Annotated in this window: 18 protein-coding genes; 10 read left to right on the forward strand and 8 right to left on the reverse strand. The window is 69.5% G+C overall.

What is annotated here, in order from left to right; all coding sequences use genetic code 11:
• Positions 1–52 precede the first annotated feature (52 nt).
• Complete coding sequence (locus tag ACIBG5_RS01885; RefSeq protein WP_396389542.1) at positions 53–1,201, forward strand: serine hydrolase domain-containing protein; 1,149 nt, start codon at positions 53–55, stop codon at positions 1,199–1,201.
• Positions 1,202–1,238: 37 nt separating this feature from the next.
• Here ACIBG5_RS01885 and ACIBG5_RS01890 read toward each other — a convergent pair whose 3' ends face one another.
• The 4 genes from ACIBG5_RS01890 to ACIBG5_RS01905 form a co-directional block, all read right to left on the reverse strand.
• On the reverse strand, positions 1,239–1,817 hold the full coding sequence (locus ACIBG5_RS01890; RefSeq protein ID WP_396389543.1) for a dihydrofolate reductase family protein: 579 nt from the start codon (positions 1,815–1,817) through the stop codon (positions 1,239–1,241).
• Positions 1,818–1,897: 80 nt separating this feature from the next.
• Positions 1,898–3,733, reverse strand: a complete 1,836-nt coding sequence (gene recQ / locus ACIBG5_RS01895) for a DNA helicase RecQ (protein WP_396389544.1) — start codon at positions 3,731–3,733, stop codon at positions 1,898–1,900.
• A 58-nt stretch (positions 3,734–3,791) separates the two neighbouring features.
• Complete coding sequence (locus ACIBG5_RS01900; protein ID WP_396389545.1) at positions 3,792–4,223, reverse strand: VOC family protein; 432 nt, start codon at positions 4,221–4,223, stop codon at positions 3,792–3,794.
• Positions 4,220–5,062: a helix-turn-helix domain-containing protein gene (locus ACIBG5_RS01905; RefSeq protein WP_396389546.1), complete on the reverse strand. Its 843-nt coding sequence runs from the start codon at positions 5,060–5,062 to the stop codon at positions 4,220–4,222. The genes ACIBG5_RS01900 and ACIBG5_RS01905 overlap by 4 nt, the downstream gene beginning before the upstream one ends.
• 122 nt (positions 5,063–5,184) lie before the next feature.
• Between ACIBG5_RS01905 and ilvD the strand changes: the two genes are divergently transcribed.
• Entirely contained in the window at positions 5,185–7,035 is a 1,851-nt protein-coding gene (ilvD, locus tag ACIBG5_RS01910) for a dihydroxy-acid dehydratase (protein ID WP_396389547.1), read from the forward strand.
• Here ilvD and ACIBG5_RS01915 read toward each other — a convergent pair.
• The 4 genes from ACIBG5_RS01915 to ACIBG5_RS01930 are packed head-to-tail and all read right to left on the reverse strand — an operon-like array spanning position 7,032 to position 9,142.
• On the reverse strand, positions 7,032–7,334 hold the full coding sequence (locus ACIBG5_RS01915; protein ID WP_396389548.1) for a type II toxin-antitoxin system PemK/MazF family toxin: 303 nt from the start codon (positions 7,332–7,334) through the stop codon (positions 7,032–7,034). The genes ilvD and ACIBG5_RS01915 overlap by 4 nt on opposite strands.
• Positions 7,334–7,570, reverse strand: coding sequence for a YlcI/YnfO family protein (locus ACIBG5_RS01920; protein WP_329475872.1), 237 nt, complete (start codon positions 7,568–7,570; stop codon positions 7,334–7,336). Before ACIBG5_RS01920 ends, ACIBG5_RS01915 begins: the two co-directional genes overlap by 1 nt.
• A 24-nt stretch (positions 7,571–7,594) precedes the next feature.
• Positions 7,595–8,422 carry an SDR family NAD(P)-dependent oxidoreductase gene (locus ACIBG5_RS01925; RefSeq protein WP_396389549.1) on the reverse strand — a complete coding sequence of 276 codons (828 nt, stop codon included), beginning with the start codon at positions 8,420–8,422 and terminating at the stop codon, positions 7,595–7,597.
• Between the two features lie 51 nt (positions 8,423–8,473).
• The gene (locus tag ACIBG5_RS01930) at positions 8,474–9,142 is read right to left on the reverse strand and encodes an LON peptidase substrate-binding domain-containing protein (protein ID WP_360449399.1); all 669 of its coding nucleotides are present in this window, start codon (positions 9,140–9,142) and stop codon (positions 8,474–8,476) included.
• Between the two features lie 101 nt (positions 9,143–9,243).
• On the opposite strand from ACIBG5_RS01930, the gene hisD reads away from it, so the two are divergent.
• From hisD to cydC, 8 genes are all read left to right on the forward strand, one after another.
• Entirely contained in the window at positions 9,244–10,569 is a 1,326-nt protein-coding gene (hisD, locus tag ACIBG5_RS01935) for a histidinol dehydrogenase (protein ID WP_396389550.1), read from the forward strand.
• Positions 10,569–11,687 (forward strand): histidinol-phosphate transaminase, encoded by a 1,119-nt coding sequence (locus tag ACIBG5_RS01940; protein ID WP_396389551.1) that lies wholly within the window; start codon positions 10,569–10,571, stop codon positions 11,685–11,687. Before hisD ends, ACIBG5_RS01940 begins: the two co-directional genes overlap by 1 nt.
• On the forward strand, positions 11,684–12,283 hold the full coding sequence (gene hisB / locus ACIBG5_RS01945) for an imidazoleglycerol-phosphate dehydratase HisB (protein WP_393383904.1): 600 nt from the start codon (positions 11,684–11,686) through the stop codon (positions 12,281–12,283). The genes ACIBG5_RS01940 and hisB overlap by 4 nt, the downstream gene beginning before the upstream one ends.
• Positions 12,280–12,921 (forward strand): imidazole glycerol phosphate synthase subunit HisH, encoded by a 642-nt coding sequence (hisH, locus tag ACIBG5_RS01950; protein ID WP_396389552.1) that lies wholly within the window; start codon positions 12,280–12,282, stop codon positions 12,919–12,921. The genes hisB and hisH overlap by 4 nt, the downstream gene beginning before the upstream one ends.
• Positions 12,922–13,040: 119 nt before the next feature.
• Positions 13,041–14,432: a glutamate decarboxylase gene (locus ACIBG5_RS01955; protein WP_396389553.1), complete on the forward strand. Its 1,392-nt coding sequence runs from the start codon at positions 13,041–13,043 to the stop codon at positions 14,430–14,432.
• A gap of 5 nt (positions 14,433–14,437) precedes the next feature.
• Entirely contained in the window at positions 14,438–15,742 is a 1,305-nt protein-coding gene (locus ACIBG5_RS01960; protein ID WP_396389554.1) for a DUF2254 family protein, read from the forward strand.
• Complete coding sequence (gene cydD / locus ACIBG5_RS01965; protein WP_396389555.1) at positions 15,729–17,390, forward strand: thiol reductant ABC exporter subunit CydD; 1,662 nt, start codon at positions 15,729–15,731, stop codon at positions 17,388–17,390. Before ACIBG5_RS01960 ends, cydD begins: the two co-directional genes overlap by 14 nt.
• The gene (gene cydC / locus ACIBG5_RS01970) at positions 17,390–19,099 is read left to right on the forward strand and encodes a thiol reductant ABC exporter subunit CydC (protein ID WP_396389556.1); all 1,710 of its coding nucleotides are present in this window, start codon (positions 17,390–17,392) and stop codon (positions 19,097–19,099) included. The genes cydD and cydC overlap by 1 nt, the downstream gene beginning before the upstream one ends.
• The last annotated feature ends 78 nt before the right edge of the window (positions 19,100–19,177 follow it).

The following is a 19,177-nucleotide window of genomic DNA, read 5'->3' on the forward strand; positions in this document are numbered from 1 at the left end:
CGCAGCGGTAGAGCACCTGCCACCCGGACGGTTTCGGTGGCATGATCGAAGGATGAGGTGGAGCGCGGCCGCCCTCTTGGTGATCGCGCTGGTGGGGTGCTCTGGTGGGGGAGAGGAACCGGCAGCGGCGCCGATCATCCCTGTCACGATGCCGGCGTTCGCGGATCCGGGAACAACAGCGCTCGAATCGGGGAAAGCCCAGGCTCTGCAGAACGTGCTCGCGAAGATCGTCGCGTTCCCGGACAGCCCGGCAGGTTCACGGGGGGCGACCGCGGCGGTCGTCACCGATCGTTGGACCTGGTCCGGAGCGGCCGGCAAGGACATCCGGGGAACAGCGTTGCTCCCGGACACGAGTATGCCGGTCGCCAGCATCACGAAGACGTTCATCGCCGCGGAGGTGATGCTGCTCGCCAAGGCCGGGAAGGTCGACCTGGACAAACCGATCTCGACGTACGTGCAGCACAAGCTGACGGCGAACGGCGCGACCGTCCGGCAGCACCTGTCGATGACGTCCGGTGTTCTCGACTTTGAGGGGATCGACTTCGCCCACCTGGACACGGCGATCGCGGCTGCTCCTGGTCGGCATTGGAGGCTCGGGGAGGTGCTGTCGTTCCACAGCTCGAAGGTTGGTCCGCCGAACAGCCCCTTCAGTTACAGCAATCCCAGCTACGAGCTGCTCGGCATGCTGATCGAGAAAGTGACTGCCCAGCCGCTCGCCACCGTCCTGCGTCGCGACCTGGCCACACCGGCCGGGCTGAAGCACGCAGCCTTCCAGGACGGGGAGAAGCCGCAGGCGCCGGCCGTGCAGGACGACAACGAGTCCTGCGGCGAGCCTGACGGTTACCTCCCGTGCCGCGCCTTCGCGAGCTCGATCGCAGCCGCCGGTGGGCTGGCCGCCGACGCGCCCACTGTCGCGCGCTGGGGATACCAGCTGTACGGCGGACGCGTGCTGCCGGCCGGCCTGGCCGGCGAGATGATCAAGGGCGACGGCGAGTACGGGCTGGGGACGATGCTGTTCACGCTGCAGTTCGGCCTCGACACGGCGTACGGCCATGGCGGGGACATGCCTGATCACTCGAGCATGATGGTCGTGATCCCGGCGAAGAAGGTCTCGGTCGCGCTGCTCGTTGCCGACGGCGAGAGGCACCTGGACGGCGCGATCGTCGAGCTGACCACGGCCCTCCGGCCCTTGCTCGGCTGAGCCGGGACCGGAGGCCCATCGCCAGGCCGTGCTCGGCTCAGCGGCGGACGCGGTAGCGGATGTGGGTGGCTGCTGGGGTGTCGATCACCCGTGCGACCTCCAGTTCGATCCGTTCCGGCAGGACGTCGAACAGGCGCATCCCGCCGCCGAACAGCACCGGGACCTGGTCGATCTGCAGCTCGTCGAGTACGCCCGCCTCGAGCGCCTTCTGGGCGGTGACCGCACCGTGGACCAGGACGTCCTTGTCCCCGGCCGCAGCCTTCGCCTGCGCCATCGCGGTCTCGATGTCGGAGACGAACTTCACCGTCTCGTACTTCGCGGCTGCCTCCGGCACCGGTTGGCGGCTGAGCACGAAGATCGGCACGCCGTGGTGGTCGCCGCCGTAGAAGTCGACCTGTTCCGCCGTACGCCGGCCGACCAGCACCGCGCCGGTCGCGTTCAGTTCGTCCCAGACGTCGCCGGCCGGCCCCTCCGGCCGGCCGAACTCGCCGTCCGCGCGCTCGTACCACTTGTGCAACCGCATGAAGCCGTCGCCGCCCGGGTTGCCCGGACGGTCGTTCGGGCCCGCGATGTACCCGTCGAGGGACATCGCCATCAACAACACCGATGAAGACATGATCCTGCTCCTTCACTCCGCAGAGCGCGGCCGACCCGCGCTCATACCCTCGCGTCGAAGGAACCCGGCCGGACTCGACATCAGTCCGGCGCGGACAGCGCCTCCAGGACGCCCTCGCCGTACTTGGCCAGTTTGTTCTCGCCGATACCGCTGATGGTGCCCAGCGCGGCCAGGCTGCCGGGGAGGTCGGTGGCGATCTGGCGGAGCGTCGCGTCGTGGAAGATGACGTACGCCGGGACGCCCTGCTCCTTCGCGACGGCGGCACGCCAGGTCCGTAGCCGCTCGAAGACCGGAGCCGCCTCGGGGGAGAGGTCCGCCGCCGCCTTCTTCTTCGACCCCGACGAGGACTTCGACCGCATCCGCTCCGGCTCCCGGCGCATCATCACCTCGCGCCGTCGACCGAGCACCTCGCCGCTCTCGTCGGTGAGCACGAGCGTCCCGTAGTCGCCCTCGACCGCGAGCAGCCGCAGCGCCAGCAACTGCCGGATCACGCCGCGCCACTCGGTGTCCTTCAGTTCGGTGCCGATCCCGAACACGCTCAGCTGGTCGTGCCGGAACTGCTTGACCTTCTCGGTCTCCTTGCCGAGCAGGATGTCGATCAGCTGGCCCGCACCGAACTTCTGGCCTCGCTCGTGCTGCAGCCGGTACACGGTCGACAGCAGCTTCTGCGCCGCGATCGTCCCGTCCCACGACTCCGGCGGACTCAGGCAGGTGTCGCAGTTCCCGCACGTGTCGCCGTGCTGACCGAAGTACGCGAGCAGTTGCGACCGGCGGCACTGCACGGTCTCGCACAACGCGAGCATCGCGTCGAGATGCGAACTGAGCCGGCGCCGATGCGCGAGATCGCCCTCGGAGGTGTCGATCATCTTCCGCTGCTGAACGACGTCCTGCAGCCCGTACGCGAGCCACGCGGTGGACGGCAGCCCGTCGCGCCCCGCGCGGCCGGTCTCCTGGTAGTAGCCCTCGACCGACTTCGGCAGATCGAGATGGGCGACGAAGCGGACGTCCGGCTTGTCGATCCCCATCCCGAACGCGATCGTCGCGACCACGACCAGCCCGTCCTCGCGCAGGAACCTGGCTTGGTTGGTGGCTCGGGTCCGGCTGTCCAGGCCGGCGTGGTACGGCACGGCCTCGATTCCGTTCTGGGTCAGGAAGGCCGCCGTCTTCTCGACGCTGTTGCGGGACAGGCAGTAGACGATGCCCGCGTCGCCGGCGTGCTCGGTCCGGAGCAGGTCGAGCAATTGCCGCTGCGGGCTGTCCTTCGGCACGATCCGGTACTGGATGTTCGGCCGGTCGAAGCTTGCGACGAAGTGCTTCGCGTCGGTCAGCTTCAACCGGGTCGCGATCTCCTGGTGCGTCGCCTCCGTCGCGGTCGCGGTCAACGCGACCCGCGGTACGTCGGGCCAGCGCTCGTGCAACTCCGACAGCATCAGGTAGTCGGGCCGGAAGTCGTGGCCCCACTGGGACACACAGTGCGCTTCGTCGATCGCGAACAGTGCGATCTTGCCCTGGTCGAGCAGCCGCACGGTCGACTCCACCCGGAGCCGCTCGGGGGCCAGGTAGAGCAGGTCCAGCTCGCCGGCCAGGAACGCCTGCTCGACCTCGCGCCGCTGCTCGAAGTCCTGGGTCGAGTTGAGGAAGCCGGCCCGGACCCCGAGCGCGGTCAGCGCGTCGACCTGGTCCTGCATCAGCGCGATCAGTGGCGAGATCACCACGCCCACGCCGGATCTGACCAGCGCCGGGATCTGGTAGCACAGCGACTTGCCACCACCGGTCGGCATCAGCACCAAGGCGTCCCCACCGGCAATGACCGTGTCGATGATCTCGGCCTGCTGACCGCGGAAGGCGTCGTACCCGAAGACTCGGCTCAGCACTTCGACGGCTTCGGAAACGGGCAGCCCGGGTGTCTCGGTCACCCCGCGAGTCTAATGAGATCGCCACGTCGATGCTGGGCGTGCGGCACGATCCTGTGGATTACTCGGGGATCTCGCCGGCATAGGTGCCGACGCTCCAGATGTTGCCCTCGGGATCGCGGACGGTGAAGCCGCGGGATCCATAGTCCGAGTCGGACAGACCGCGGACCACGACGGCACCGGCGGCGATCGCGCGGCCGATCAGGCTGTCCGGGTCGTCGTGGACGAGATAGACCGACTGGGGCACCTCGGCCAGCGCACTGAACTCGTCCGCTTCGGCCTTGGCGTCGCTCGAGCCGACCATGATGCCGCCACGGGTCGGCCAGGACAGCTCGGCATGAGCAACCGAACCCTCAGCCACTCCGGGGTACGACGCGACCAGGACGAACCCGAGTCCCTCGGTGAGGAACTTCAGTGCGGCCTGTCCGTCCTTGTAGTGCAGACCCGGCCAGACGCCGATCACGTTCTTCTTCTGTTCAGTCGTCGTGTTCATGCCTCCAACTCTTCGGCCCAGGCCGGGACGAAGTCTTGAAGATTTGGGAGCTCCTCGACCAGCCACTGCCGCGGCGAGCAGCCCGCGATCGCCTGCCACTCCCTGGTCAGATGCGCCTGATCGGCATACCCGAACTCGGCGGACAGGTCGGCGAGCCGGGTCGCCGGCTGCCGTCGCAACCGCCCGACCGCACGCTCGAACCGCAGCACGCGCGCCGCCACCTTCGGCGGCAGCCCGAATTCGGCGGTGAACCGATCGGTCAGATGCCGCCGGCTCCAACCGACCTCCGCGGCCAGCTCTTGTACGCCGATCGCCCCGCCGGCGTCACGCAGTCGTCGCCAGGCCCAGCTGACCTCCGGACGCACCTCATGTGCAGGCGTGTCCGCCATCCGCCGGAGGAAGAGCGTCTCGAATAGGTCCATGCGCTCGTCCCAGCTCGGGGCCTCCCGCAGTTGCTCCGTCAGCACGCGGGCGGGCCGGCCGAGCACCTCATCGAGGCCAACGACGGTGGACGCGAGCTCACCGGGTGGCAGGCCGAGCAGGACGCGCGCCGCGGCCGGCGTCAGTGACAGCTGGACGCCCGCCCGGCTGGGTGTCGCGCCGATATGGACCGCGGTCGAGTGCAGTCCGCCGACCAGTGCGTCGTACTTCTCCACCGGACAGTCGGGCCAGGCGACGCCCAGCGGATCGTCGAGGGTGATGACGAGCGTCAGGTACCGCGAGGGCAGGCCGCGGTGCAGCTCCGGGGGATCGCCGTGGTACGCGTACCCGCTCACGTCACCGACGTACGGGCGCAAGGCAGGATGCACCGCTCGCGTGTGGTGTTCCATCCCAGCCATGTGCTCAGGCTAGATCCGGCGTCCGACAGAATCATCCGCTCCACGATCCGGGACCCGCGTACCGCCATCCGGACGCACGTGGCAACATCAGAGGGGTCGTTCTACTGCGAGGAGATGCCGTCGTGCCTGCCCTGAGGTCCCGTACCGTCACCCACGGCCGCAACATGGCCGGCGCCCGCGCCCTCATGCAGGCCTCCGGGGTCGCCCGGGAGGACTTCGGCAAACCGATCGTCGCGGTGGCGAACAGCTTCACCGAGTTCGTCCCCGGCCACACCCACCTGGCGCCGGTCGGCCGGATCGTGTCCGAGGCGATCCACGCGGCCGGTGGCATCGCGCGCGAGTTCAACACGATCGCCGTCGACGACGGCATCGCGATGGGCCACGGCGGCATGCTCTACAGCCTGCCGTCGCGGGACCTGATCGCCGACTCGGTGGAGTACATGGTCGAGGCACACTGCGCCGACGCGCTGGTCTGCATCTCGAACTGCGACAAGATCACCCCGGGCATGCTGAACGCCGCGCTCCGGCTGAACATCCCGACCGTGTTCGTCTCCGGCGGCCCGATGGAGGCCGGACGGGCCACCCTGGTCGACGGCACCGTGCGCAAGCTGGACCTGATCGACGCGATGTCCGAGGCGGTGAACGAGAACGTCTCCGACGCCGACATCCTGCGGATCGAGGAGAACGCCTGCCCGACCTGCGGCTCTTGCTCCGGCATGTTCACCGCGAACTCGATGAACTGCCTGACCGAGGCGATCGGCCTGTCGCTGCCCGGCAACGGTTCGGTGCTCGCCACCCACACCGCGCGGAAGGCCCTGTACGCGAAGGCCGGCGAGACCGTCGTACAGATCACCAAGCGGTACTACGACAACGACGACGCGACCGTGCTGCCGCGCAACATCGCCTCCCGCGAGGCGTTCGGGAACGCGATGGCGCTGGACATTGCGATGGGCGGGTCGACCAACACGATCCTGCACCTGCTCGCGGCCGCGCAGGAGGCCGAGGTCGGCTTCGACCTGGACGACATCAACGCGGTGTCGCGCCGGGTGCCGTGCCTGGCCAAGGTCGCGCCGAACGTCGCGCCGGGCGGGACGTACTACATGGAGGACGTGCACCGGGCCGGCGGCATCCCGGCGATCCTGGGTGAGCTGCACCGGGCCGGACTGCTGAACGAGAACATCCACACCGTGCACAGCGACTCGATCGACGAGTGGCTGAAGACGTGGGACCTGCGTGGCGGTTCGCCGTCGCCGGAGGCCGTCGAGCTGTGGCACGCGGCGCCCGGGTGCAAGCGGTCGGCGACCGCGTTCTCGCAGTCGGAGCGGTGGGAGACCCTCGACACCGACGCGGCCGGCGGATGCATCCGCGACCTCGAGCACGCCTACTCCACGGACGGCGGCCTCGCCGTACTGAAGGGCAACCTGGCCGTCGACGGCTGCGTCGTGAAGACGGCCGGGGTGGACGAGTCGATCTGGACGTTCAAGGGTCCTGCGGTGGTGTGCGAGTCGCAGGAGGAAGCGGTCGAGAAGATCCTCGCCAAGCAGGTCCAGCCGGGTGACGTCGTCGTGATCCGGTACGAAGGCCCGAAGGGCGGCCCCGGGATGCAGGAGATGCTGTATCCGACGTCGTTCCTGAAGGGCCGCGGCCTGGGCAAGGTCTGCGCGCTCGTCACCGACGGCCGCTTCTCGGGCGGCACGTCAGGGCTGTCCATCGGACACGCCTCCCCGGAGGCCGCGTCCGGCGGGACCATCGCGCTGGTCCAGGACGGCGACCAGATCCGCATCGACATCCCGAATCGCTCGATCGAGCTGCTGGTCGACGAGGCCGAGCTGACCGTACGCCGGGATGCCCTCGGCGGCGTCTACGCCCCACGCGCACGTGAGCGCAAGGTCTCGCAGGCACTCCGTGCGTACGCCGCCATGGCCACCAGCGCGGACAAGGGCGCGGTGCGCGACGTGAGCAAGCTCGGCTAGAGCTCGAGGTCGAAGGCGAGAATAATCGCCTCGGCCAGGGCGGGTTCCTGGTCGGGGTGGAGGTAGCCGATCAGGCGGCCGAGCTGGGCCTTCGGGATGGTCTGAATGTTGTCGCAGGAGATCGCGCTCTGATGGTCGAGCCCGTTCTCCGGGCCGACCAGTACCTCGGTGGACAGGCCGCGGATCGTGCTGGTGATCGGCGCCACCGTCACGTTGGTCAGGCGTGGGCGGATGAGTTCACGCGTCAGCACCACGACCGGCCGCGGTTTGTCGAGCCGGGCGATGTGGAGCGGCCGCATCAGTCGAGGTCGGTGAGCACGGTGCCGGCGGCCGCGGGGGCCAGGCCCTCCAGGTCGGGGTAGTCGCCGTGCTCGGTCAGGATGGCGAGGTCGCGGGCGGCCAGCTCGCGGCGGCGCTCACGCTCCATCGCCCGGGCGACCACGGACGCCCGGCTCGTTGCCTTGTCGGTCGCCACCAACTGGTCCATGAAGTCGACCAGTTCGTCCGGCAACCGCACGGTGATCTGCTTGCTCATACCAGAACCATACCGCGCTGGGATTCACTTCGGTAGGGCGGTCTGCTCCGCGCAGGTCTGCCACAGCCGCTCGGCGGTCGCCTGGTCCTGCGCCGCCGCGGACGGCTGGGTGAGTTTCTTGTCCGAGTAGTAGCCTCCGGCCTCGGCCTCAGCTCCCGTCGCGAGCCACACCAGCGTCTCGGCGCCCTGCTCCGGTGTCTTGGCGAACGGCTTGGTCATCGCCATCATGGCCTTCATCAGCCGGCCGTTGTTGGTGTTGAACCCGGTGGAGACCAGCCCGGGCTCGAACGAGTACGCCCGGACTCCTCGCCGGGCCAGCTCCGCGGTGAGCAGGATCGTCGCGAGCTTCGTCTCGCCGTACCGGCGCAGTGGGCCGCCGGTCATCCGGGCGGTGGTGGAGTAGAACCGCGTCCCGGTCAGGTCGTCGAAGTCGATGCGCTTCGCCTTCGCGTGCTCGTCCGAGACGGTCATGATCACCCGGCCGCCGGGGGAGAGGTGGTCGGTCAGCAGATTGGTGATCAGGTACGGCGCGAGCACGTTCAACGCCCAGGTCAGCTCGATCCCGTCCGGCGAGAGCTGATGGGTGCCGTAGATCGCGCCGGCGTTGTTCACCAGGACGTCGATGGCCGGCGCCCGGTCCGCGACGTCGGCGACCATCGTCCGGATCGAGGCCTGCGAGGTCAGGTCGGCCTCGAAGACGTCCGCCCCGGCGAGGTCGGCGGCGACCTTCTCGGCCTTCGCCCGATTCCGCGCCACGAGCCCGATGCGTGCGCCCTGCTGACTCAGCTCGCGTGCGGCCGCCAGCCCGATGCCGTTGGTTCCCCCGGTGATCAGTACGTATGTCCCGTCCATCCCCAGCCCCTTCGAGAAGGTCCCCTGGGTCTACTACAACCCCGGCAGGGGTCAGTTCGGCGACATCGTCGACCAGCTGAGGTCGGTATCGGGCAGCGACGGGAGCGCGGCGATCGCGGCCAGCTCGGTGTCCAGCAGGCCGACGAGCTGGGCCAGCCGGGCCGTGGTGTCGGTGGCTTCGAGCAACTTCTGCCGGTCCGGGGTGAGCAGCGTCATCGCGGCCGACATCAGGTACGACAGCGTGCTCGGGTCGTCCGGCAGTTCGCCGATGTGCAGGCCCGGGCGGCTGATCTCGGTGACGGCCGCGGCGTACCGGCGGAACCGTTCGATCGCGATGGTCGCCGTACCGAGTGGGTCGTCGCCCAGTTCCTCGTCCAGCCACTCGACGTCCGCGACCAGGTAGTCGCCGCCGCCGTCCAGCTCGGCCACCTTGAACCGGCGGTTGCCGGTCAGCGTGAGCTCGACCGGCCCGTCGTCGTCGGCGTCGAGGGTGATCTCCGAGATCGTCGCCGCACAACCGGTCCCGTAGAGCGACCGGAACACCCGCTCACCCAGCTCGTACCCGTCCCGGACGGCCAGCGCGCCGCAGACGAGTTCACCGCCGTTCTCGACCAGGTCGCGGACGACCGCGCGGCCCTGGACATCGGTGACCGGAATGGGGAGCACCAGCCCGGGGAAGATCACCGTCTCGACAGTGAGCAGCGGCAGGCGGGAGTCCATGCTGTCGAGCGTAGTGGACGATCACACCGATCACGGCCCGTGATCGGCCGCGTGGTGGATAGGGCGCAGGGACCGCGGGTCGTCACCACTAGACTGAGCCCATGATTCGCCGCGTCGACCTGCGGGGCCGAGTGGCGGCCGGAGAGGTGTCCGACCTCCAAGCCGAAGTGAATGCCCTCGTCCCCCGAGCCGTGTTCGACGTCGAGAAGGCTCTCGACGTCGTCCGACCGATCTGTCTGGACGTCCGCCATCGTGGACTCGAGGCGATCAGGGAGTACGGCGAGAGGTTCGACCATGTGCGTGTCGACGAGGTCCGCGTCCCGGCCGAGGCGCTGAAGACCGCGCTGGAGGAGCTCGACCCCGAGGTCCGTGCGGCGTTCGAGGAGTCGATCCGGCGGGTCCGCGAGGTCAGCCAGGACGAGCTCACTGCCGACATCGCCTCCGAGCCCGCCCCCGGTGGGCGGGTGACACAGCGGTTCGTCCCAGTTCAGCGCGTCGGGCTGTACGTGCCGGGTGGTCGTGCGCCGCTGGCGTCGTCCGTCGTGATGAACGTCGTACCGGCGCAGGTCGCCGGTGTCCCGTCGCTGGCGATTGCATCGCCGCCGCAGAAGGAGTTCGGCGGCTTGCCGCACCCGACTGTGCTCGCGGTGTGTGCGCTGCTCGGCGTCGACGAGGTCTACGCGATGGGCGGCGCGCAGGCGATCGCCGGCTTCGCCTACGGCTTTGACGGATGCCGGAAGGTCAACCTCATCACGGGACCAGGCAACATCTATGTGGTCGCGGCCAAGCGGTTCCTGCTGGGTGAGGTCGGCATCGACTCCGAGGCCGGCCCGACCGAGATCGCGATCCTCGCCGACGACACCGCGGACCCGCAGCACGTCGCCGCCGATCTGATCAGCCAGGCCGAGCACGACCCGATGGCCGCCAGCGTGCTGGTGACGCCGTCGGAAACGCTGGCAACCAAGGTGGAGGCTGAGCTGTCGGTGCAGGTCGCGAAGACGAAGCACCAGGACCGGGTCACCGAAGCGCTCAACGGTCAGCAGTCGGCCGTCGTACTCGTGGACGATCTGGACCAGGGGACCGCGGTGGTGGATGCGTATGCCGCCGAGCACCTGGAGATCCAGACCGCGGACGCGGAGGAGCGGGCCGGGCTGATCACCAACGCCGGCGCGATCTTCGTCGGCGGCTGGTCGCCGGTCTCGCTGGGCGACTACTGCGCTGGGTCCAACCACGTCCTCCCGACCGCCGGCTGTGCCTGCCACTCGTCGGGACTGTCCGTGCGCAGCTTCCTGAAGGCGATGCACGTCGTGAACTACTCGCGCGACGCCCTGCAGGAGGTGGCCGGCCACGTGGTCGCGCTGGCGCACGCCGAGGACCTGCCGGCCCACGGCGCCGCGGTGTCGGTGCGATTCCCCGGGGAGGACTGATGGGCCGCTTCGACGGGCTGCCGCTCCGCGACGAGCTGAAGAGCTTCGAGCCGTACGGCGCCCCGCAACTCGACGTCCCGGTGCTGCTCAACGTCAACGAGAACCCGTACCCGCCGAGCGAGGAGACCGTCGCCGACATCGCCGCTTCGGTCACCGTGGCGGCGCGTGGGCTGAACCGCTACCCGGACCGTGAGTTCCTGGAGTTGCGCGCGGAGCTCGCGGCGTACCTGGGTCGGGAGTCCGGCGCGCAGCTGACCGCCGAGCAGGTCTGGGCGGCCAACGGCTCCAACGAGGTCATGCTGCACATCCTGCAGGCCTTCGGTGGACCAGGACGTACGGCGCTCTCGTTCGCGCCGACGTACTCGATGTATCCGGAGTACGCGCGGGACACGAACACGGCCTGGGTGACCGGCCGCCGGGCCGAGGACTTCACCCTCGACCAGAGCAAGGCGCTGGCCGCGATCTCCCGGCATCACCCGTCCGTGGTACTGCTCGCCTCGCCGAACAACCCGACCGGGACGGCGCTGCCGATCGACGTCGTGGAGGCGATCGCCGCCCGGACCGCCGCGGTCGGCTCGGTCCTGGTGGTCGACGAGGCGTACGCCGAGTTCCGCCGTACCGGGACGCCGAGTGCGGTGACGCTGCTGCCGTCGTACCCGAATCTCGCGGTGGCGCGGACAATGTCGAAGGCGTTCGCGCTGGCCGGTGGCCGGGTCGGATACCTTGCCGCGAGCAAGCAGTTGGTGGACGCGCTGCGGATCGTGCGGCTGCCGTACCACCTGTCCGCGGTGACGCAGGCGGTCGCGCGGGCAGCACTGCGGCACTCCGACGAGCTGCTCGGCCGGGTCGAGCAGTTGCGGGTGGAGCGCGACGAGACGGTCGACTGGCTGCGGGCGCAGGGCCTGCGCGCGGTCGACTCGGACGCGAACTTCGTCCTGTTCGGCACGTTCGCCGACCGGCACGCGGTCTGGCAGTCGCTGCTGGACGACGGCGTACTGATCCGCGAGACCGGACCGGACGGCTGGCTGCGGGTGTCGATCGGCACCGGCGCCGAGATGGCCGCATTCCGCGCTTCACTCGAGCGCGTTCTGAAGACCGACGTGGGAAGGCTGACATGAGTCGCACCGCCCGGATCGACCGGGAGACCAGCGAGTCGAAAGTCCTGGTCGAGCTGAACATCGACGGCGAGGGACGGGCCGAGATCTCAACAGGTGTTGGGTTCTACGACCACATGCTCAACGCGCTGGCCAAGCACGCGCTGCTCGACCTGCACGTGAACACGGTCGGCGACCTCGAGATCGATGCGCACCACACGGTCGAGGACACCGCGATCGGCATCGGCCAGGCGCTTCGTGAAGCTCTCGGGGACAAGCGCGGCATCCGCCGCTTCGGCGACGCGACCGTGCCCCTGGACGAGGCGCTGGTGCACTGCACGGTCGACCTCTCCGGCCGGCCGTACTGCGTCCACACCGGTGAGCCCGACGGTCAGGTGTACGCGATCATCGGCGGCGACTACGCCGGTTCGCTGACCCAGCACGTGTTCGAGACGCTCGCCTTCAACGCCGCGATCTGCATCCACATCCGGGTGCTGTCCGGCCGCGACCCGCACCACATCGTCGAGGCCCAGTTCAAGGCCTTCGCCCGGGCGCTGCGCGCGGCCGCCGAGCTCGACCCGCGGCAGCCGGGCATTCCGTCGACCAAGGGCGCTCTGTGAGCAAGAAGGTCGTGCTTCTCGACTACGGATCGGGCAACATCCGGTCGGGGGAGCGGGCCCTGCAGCGCGTCGGCGCGGACGTGACTGTCACCTCCGACTTCGACGAGGCGCTGAACGCGGACGGCCTGCTCGTCCCGGGCGTCGGGGCGTTCGAGGCCTGCATGACCGGACTCAAGTCCGTTCGCGGTGACGTCGTGGTCGACCGGCGCCTGACAGGCGGGCGCCCGGTGCTCGGGATCTGTGTCGGCATGCAGATCCTCTTCGCCCGCGGCATCGAACACGGCGTCGAGACCGAGGGCTGCGAGCAGTGGCCAGGCACGGTCGAGCGGTTGAAGCCCCAGCACGACGAGCCGGTCCCGCACATGGGGTGGAACACAGTCGACGTACCTGCCGGCACTACGCTCTTCGACGGCATCGAGAAGGAACGCTTCTACTTCGTCCACTCGTACGGCGTCCGCGAGTGGCAGTTGACCGACGCCCGCGAGTCGGTGGCCCCGTTGGTGACCTGGACGTCGTACGGCGGCGACCGGTTCGTCGCCGCGGTCGAGAACGGCCCGCTCACCGCCACCCAGTTCCACCCCGAGAAGTCCGGCGATGCCGGCGCCGCATTGCTGGCCAACTGGGTCCGCTCGCTCTGAGCGCAGCCCCGGCGTACGGCGTGTGCCTCATGCGGAGCGGGTGAGGACGTCCCGGACACCCGGGTGTGGGATGGATGGTGGCGGCAAGTCGTGTCGCCGCGACCGAGGGGTGATCGGCGATGACCGGCATCAGCAGCACCACGAAACGGGCGGCCAGCGATCTGACCGTCCTACCACGATTCACCAGGGACACCGTGGTGTCGGTCCCGAAGGACCGGATGCCGGATCAGGAGATGCTGCCTCAGTCGGCGTACGGGATCGTCCGGGACGAGGTCATGCTGGACGGCAACGCCCGGTTCAACCTCGCCACGTTCGTGACCACGTGGATGGACGACGAGGCGAACCGGCTGTACGCCGAGACCGTCGACAAGAACATGGTCGACAAGGACGAGTACCCGCAGACGGCGGAGATCGAGAGCCGGTGCGTGCGGATGCTCGCCGACCTGTGGAACGCGCCGGACACAGCCGACGCGATCGGGACATCGACGACCGGCAGTTCCGAGGGCTGCATGCTCGGCGGCCTCGCACTCAAGCGGCGCTGGCAGCACGCCCGTCGCGCCGCGGGTAAGCCGTTTGACCGGCCCAACCTCGTGATGGGCCAGAACGTGCAGGTCGTGTGGGAGAAGTTCGCCGAATACTGGGATGTCGAGCCGAGGTACGTCCCGCTGGAGGGCGACAACCTTTACCTGACCGCCGACCGGGCCCTGAAGTTCGTGGACGAGAACACCATCGGTGTGGTCGCCATCCTCGGATCGACGATGGAAGGCAGCTACGAGCCGGTCGCCGAGATCTGCGCCGCGCTGGACGACCTCGAGGAGCGAACCGGACTGTCGGTGCCGGTACACGTCGACGCGGCGTCAGGTGGGTTCGTCGCTCCCTTCCTGCAGCCTGACCTGGTGTGGGACTTCCGGCTGCCGCGAGTGGCGTCGATCCAGGCATCCGGTCACAAGTACGGGCTCGTCTATCCGGGCGTCGGCTGGGTGCTGTGGCGGCACACCGAGAACCTGCCCGAGGAACTCGTCTTCAAGGTGAACTACCTCGGCGGGGATATGCCGACCTTCGCGCTGAACTTCTCCCGGCCCGGCGCGCAGGTTCTGCTGCAGTACTTCCAGTTCCTGCGACTCGGCCGCGACGGCTACCAGCGGATCCAGCAGACCTGCCAGGACGTCGCCGTACACCTCAGCGAGGCGCTCAAGGAGATGCCCGAGTTCGAGCTGGTCTCGGATGGACGGGACCTGCCGGTGTTCGCGTTCCGGATGGCCGACGGCATCACGAAGTACACGGCGTACGACGTTTCGCGGAAGCTGCGCGAGCGGGGCTGGCTGGTGCCGGCGTACACGATGCCGCCGAATCGGGAGGATCTGGTCGTCCTGCGGGTCGTCGTGCGGAACGGATTCAGCCACGACATGGCCGACCTGTTCCTGCGCGATGTGCGGGTCGCGGTCGAGTGGCTCGACGGGCTGGCGGCGCCGATGCCGCAGGAGAAGGAGCCGGCCGGGTTCCATCACTGACCGGCATGACCGTGAGGTTCTGGGCAGCCGGCTTCCGGGCACACCAGTACGTCCGGCAGAGCCTGTGGGTCGTGCCACTCCTCGGCGGCCTGTTGGGCGTGGTGCTGGCCGGGGTCGACCTCTGGCTCGAAGGCCGGATCTCCTTGCCGCCGGAGTGGTCGTACTCCGAGAGCACCGCGAGCAGCGTGTTGTCGTCCGCTGCGGCCGCGATGGTCGGGCTGATCGGCTTCGTGGTCACGATCGGCGTGCTGGTCGTCCAGATGGCGACCGGCACGCTGTCGCCACGGTTCATGCGGCTCTGGTACCGGGACCGGCTGCAGAAGTTCGTGCTCGCGGCGTTCACGGCCACCTTCACCTTCGCCTTCGCACTGCTGCGCCAGGTGGAGTCCGACTCCGTGCCCGATCTGGGCATCAGCCTGGTCGGGCTGGCCGTCGGGATCGATCTGATCCTCCTGCTGCTCTACTTCGACCGGTTCGTGCACGCGCTGCGGCCGGTCGCCGTCGCGGCGGCGATGGCACAGGCCGGGCTTGCGATCGAGGCCGAGGAAGACGGCCTCGTCGCGGACGCCGGTGCCGGCGATCACGCGGACCGGCGTGGGGCGGTGAGCTCCAGGGTGCCGGCTCCCCGGTCGGGCGCCATCCAGGACATCGACATCGACGGCATCGTTCGGTTCGCGGCGGCCCGGGACCAGATCGTCGTCATACCGCACACGATCGGTGACTTCGTCATCGCGGGCAGCGTCATGATGGAGGTTCACGGCGCGGCGGCCGGCGAGGCCGACCTGCAGAGGCTGGCCAGGATGGTCTCGCTGGGGCGCGAGCGCACGATCGACCAGGACCCGGCGTTCGCGTTGCGCATCCTGGTCGACATCGCCATCCGGGCGTTGTCTCCGGCGGTCAACGACCCCACCACGGCGACGCAGGTGCTGAACTACATCGGCGCCCTGCTGCTCGGGATCGGCGCCTCCGACCGCGCGTTCCGGGGGACCGCGCTCGACACCGACGGCCGGGTCCGCCTGGTCCTGCGGACCCGCGACTGGGCGGAGTACCTGGAGCTCGGAGTGACCGAGATCCGCCAGTACGGCGCGTTCTCGCCGCAGATCTGCCGCCGGTTGCGTGCCATGCTCGAGGAACTGCGGGCCGGAGTCCTCCCGGCACGTCGCGAAGCCGTGCAATCGCAGCTCGAGGCCCTGGATCGCGCGACCGACGCGGCGTTCGCCGACCCGTTCCAGCGGGCGCTGGCACGGATGAGCGACCGGCAGGGCCTTGGCGCCGCGCGACTCGGCGAGGACTCCGATGCCCGCCGTTGACCGGAGACTGATCAGTCGGACGCGGGCAGTCAGGACGTTGCTGCTGCGGTCCGCCTTTCTCGGGGTCGCGACCGCGGCCTTGGTCGTCGCACAGGCCTTCCTACTGGCGGGCCTTCTGTCCAGGTCCTTCCAGGACGGCGCGGGGCTTGCCGAGTTGCGCGGTCCGCTGCTGGCCTTGCTCGGCGTGGTGATCGCCCGTGCTGGGCTCGCCTGGTGGGCCGAGCTGATGGCACACCAAGCCGCCACGCAGGCCAAGGCGGAGCTGCGGATGACCTTGCTGCGGCACGTTGTCGACCTGGGGCCTGCCTGGCTCACCCGGCACCGCACCGCGGATCTCGAGACGCTCGGCACCCGGGGCCTCGATGCTCTCGACGGCTACTTCACCCGCTACCTGCCGCAGCTGGTCCTGGCCGTGATCGTCCCCACCGCGGTCATCACGGCGGCCGTGACACAGGACATCGTGGCTGCGGCGATCGTCGCCGTCACCGTTCCCCTGATCCCGCTGCTGATGGCCGTCGTCGGTGCCGGCGCCAGGGTCCAGGCGGTCAAGCGTCTGGTCGTCCTGCAGCGTCTGGGCGGCCACTTCCTCGACAGCATCGCCGGCCTGACGACGCTGAAGGTGTTCGGCCGGTCGCGGTCCCAGGCAGCCCTTGTCCGTCGTGCGACCGACGACTTCCGGCAGGAGACGATGGGTTCGCTGCGAGTGGCGTTCTTGTCGTCCCTCGTGCTGGAGTTGCTCGCTTCGTTGTCGGTGGCGGTCGTCGCGGTGGCTGTGGGGATCAGGCTCGTCAGTGGCAGTCTCGATCTTTCGACCGGCCTGTTCGTGCTCATCCTTGCTCCTGAGGCCTACCTCCCGCTCCGCACGCTCGGCGCGAGCTTCCACGCGGGCACGGATGGTGCCGCGGCGGCGGACCAGGTGTTCACGGTGCTGGCCAGCCCGCGTCCGGCAGGGGATATCGGAGCCGTTCTCCCGTTCCACCCGGCCGTGGATCTGCGGGTGCACGACCTGTGCGTGAGCTATCCGGACCGGGACGGCCCCGCACTCGACCGGATCAGCCTGTCCGTCCGGTCCGGGGAAGTGGTGGCCTTGACCGGCCCGAGCGGTTGCGGCAAGTCGACGCTGATCGCCGTACTGCTGGGCTTCGTCGTGGTGGACGCCGGGCAGGTGACCGTCTGCGGGGTGAACCTGGCGCAGCTCGATCCCGACCGCTGGCGGCAGAACGTGGCATGGGTCCCGCAGCGGCCGTACCTGTTGGCCGCGAGTCTGGCCGACAACATCAGGCTCGGCAGACCGGACGCTGCCGACGAGGACGTACTGCGAGCGGTCGACGACGCCGGGCTCACGCAAACGATCGACAGGCTGCCGCTCGGCCTCGCGACGCCGCTGGGCGAGCGCGGTGCCGGTCTGTCCGCGGGGGAGAAGCAGCGCGTCGCGCTCGCGCGGGCGTTCCTGATGGATGCACCGCTGCTCCTGCTCGACGAGCCGACGGCAAACCTGGACGGGAAGACCGAGGCGTCGGTCCTCGCCGCGGTCGCCCGGCTGACTGTCGGCCGGACGGCGTTGATCGCCGCGCATCGACCGGGCCTGGTCGCGGTGGCGGACACGGAGATCCAGCTGGAACGCGCGACCGCGTTGGACTACCGATGATGTCCGGCGTGACGGCCCGGCTGGCCGCGGCCAGTCTGCTCGGGGCGGGTGGCGCCGCCGCCGGCCTCGGTCTCGCGGCGACCGCCGGCTGGCTGATCGCCCGCGCCTCCGAGCAGCCGAACATGGCGGCGCTCGGACTCGCTGTCGTCGGGGTGAGATTCTTCGGGATCAGTCGCGGGTTGCTCAGGTACGCCGAGCGCCTGGTCGGCCACGATGCGGCGTTCCGCGTGCTGGCCGACGTACGGATGAAGGTCTACGCCAGGCTCGAGCGTCTCGCCCCGGCCGGCCTGCCGGGTTTCCGCAGCGGTGATCTGCTGGCCCGGTTCGTCGACGACGTGGACTCATTGCAGGATCTGCTGCTGCGCGTCGTCTCGCCGTATGTGGTCTTCGTCGCATCCATCGGGCTGACGGTCGGCCTGGTCGGGACGCTGGTACCGGCCGCCGGTCTGGTTGTCGTGGTTGCCGCGCTGCTCTGCGCGACCGCCGTCCCAGTCCTCGCCCGGCAGTTGGTGAGACGCTCCGAGGCGCGGCAGTCAGAGACGCGCGGCGAGCTGTCGACCGCTGTCGTCGACCTGGTCCAGGGTGCGCCCGACCTGATCGCCTACGGTGCGGCGAAGGCCCAGTTGCGCAAGGCCGATCGAGCCGACGCCGGGCTGACCAGGGTCGCTCGGGCGGCTGCCCGTACCGCTGGGACCGGCTCGGGGCTCACCGCCCTGCTCGCGGGCCTGTGCGTGTGGGGTGTGCTCGCGGTCGGGATAGTTGCCGTCGACAACGGTCGACTCCCCGGTGTCCTGCTGACTGTCGTCGTCCTCGTCTGTCTGGCCGCCTTCGAGGTGGCCTCCGGACTCCCGCAGGCCTTCGCGATCTTCGAACGGGTACGGCGTAGCCAGGAACGGGTCGATGCCCTGCTGGATGTCGAGGTCCCTGTCCGCGAGCCCATACATCCGGTGCCGCTGCCGGCCGCGCCGTACACGATCCGGCTCCGTGGTGTGCGCGCCCGCTACCCCTCCGGACAGGTTGCGCTGGACGGGATCGACCTGGACCTTGCTCCCGGCGAGACGATCGCGGTGGTCGGACCCAGCGGAGCAGGCAAGTCCACGCTGGCCGCCGTCCTGCTGCGCTTCCTCGACCTCGAGTCCGGCACGGCGTCCCTGAACGGGGTCGGTCTCGGTGACCTGGACCCCGACGCTCTCCGCCGGGTGGTCGGTTCGGCCGAGCAGGACGCACATGTCTTCGACCGCACGATCGGCGACAACCTCCGGCTGGCACGGCCCGACGCCACCGATGCCGAGTTCCGGGCCGCGCTCGCACAGGTCGGCCTGCTGACCTGGGTCGACGGCCTGCCGCACGGCCTGGACACCGAAGTCGGCGAGCACGGCGCCCGCCTCTCGGGCGGCCAGCGGCAGCGGCTCGTCGTCGCGCGTGCCTTGCTGGCGGACTTTCCGGTGCTGATCCTCGACGAGCCGACCGAGCATCTCGACCCCCGGGCCGCGGACGCGCTGACCGCGACCCTGCTGGCCGCGCCCCCCGGGCGCACCACGCTGCTCATCACTCATCGGTTGGGTGGCCTGCAGAGCGTCGATCGAGTCCTGCTGCTGGACGCAGGTCGCGTAGTGGAGTCGGGCACCCACTCTGAGTTGGTCGCGGCGGGCCGGACGTACGCGCGGATCTGGGCCAGGGAACAGGCAGATCTCACCCGGTCGGAATGATGCGCCGCCGGCGACTCAGGCATGAGCCTGGGGGAACGACGACGTTCCCGACGAGGGTGATCAGCCCGAGGAAAGGTC

The organism is Kribbella sp. NPDC050241, assembly GCF_044459685.1.
Taxonomy (GTDB): domain Bacteria; phylum Actinomycetota; class Actinomycetes; order Propionibacteriales; family Kribbellaceae; genus Kribbella.

Excerpts from the sequence above, each read along its gene's own strand:
- ACIBG5_RS01885 (WP_396389542.1), top strand. The coding sequence starts at position 53 with ATGAGGTGGAGCGCGGCCGCCCTCTTGGTGATCGCGCTGGTGGGGTGC.
- ACIBG5_RS01890 (WP_396389543.1), bottom strand. The coding sequence starts at position 1,817 with ATGTCTTCATCGGTGTTGTTGATGGCGATGTCCCTCGACGGGTACATC.
- ACIBG5_RS01900 (WP_396389545.1), bottom strand. The coding sequence starts at position 4,223 with ATGAACACGACGACTGAACAGAAGAAGAACGTGATCGGCGTCTGGCCG.
- ACIBG5_RS01905 (WP_396389546.1), bottom strand. The coding sequence starts at position 5,062 with ATGGCTGGGATGGAACACCACACGCGAGCGGTGCATCCTGCCTTGCGC.
- ACIBG5_RS01915 (WP_396389548.1), bottom strand. The coding sequence starts at position 7,334 with ATGCGGCCGCTCCACATCGCCCGGCTCGACAAACCGCGGCCGGTCGTG.
- ACIBG5_RS01920 (WP_329475872.1), bottom strand. The coding sequence starts at position 7,570 with ATGAGCAAGCAGATCACCGTGCGGTTGCCGGACGAACTGGTCGACTTC.
- ACIBG5_RS01925 (WP_396389549.1), bottom strand. The coding sequence starts at position 8,422 with ATGGACGGGACATACGTACTGATCACCGGGGGAACCAACGGCATCGGG.
- ACIBG5_RS01930 (WP_360449399.1), bottom strand. The coding sequence starts at position 9,142 with ATGGACTCCCGCCTGCCGCTGCTCACTGTCGAGACGGTGATCTTCCCC.
- hisD (WP_396389550.1), top strand. The coding sequence starts at position 9,244 with ATGATTCGCCGCGTCGACCTGCGGGGCCGAGTGGCGGCCGGAGAGGTG.
- ACIBG5_RS01940 (WP_396389551.1), top strand. The coding sequence starts at position 10,569 with ATGGGCCGCTTCGACGGGCTGCCGCTCCGCGACGAGCTGAAGAGCTTC.
- hisB (WP_393383904.1), top strand. The coding sequence starts at position 11,684 with ATGAGTCGCACCGCCCGGATCGACCGGGAGACCAGCGAGTCGAAAGTC.
- ACIBG5_RS01955 (WP_396389553.1), top strand. The coding sequence starts at position 13,041 with ATGACCGGCATCAGCAGCACCACGAAACGGGCGGCCAGCGATCTGACC.
- ACIBG5_RS01960 (WP_396389554.1), top strand. The coding sequence starts at position 14,438 with ATGACCGTGAGGTTCTGGGCAGCCGGCTTCCGGGCACACCAGTACGTC.
- cydD (WP_396389555.1), top strand. The coding sequence starts at position 15,729 with ATGCCCGCCGTTGACCGGAGACTGATCAGTCGGACGCGGGCAGTCAGG.
- cydC (WP_396389556.1), top strand. The coding sequence starts at position 17,390 with ATGTCCGGCGTGACGGCCCGGCTGGCCGCGGCCAGTCTGCTCGGGGCG.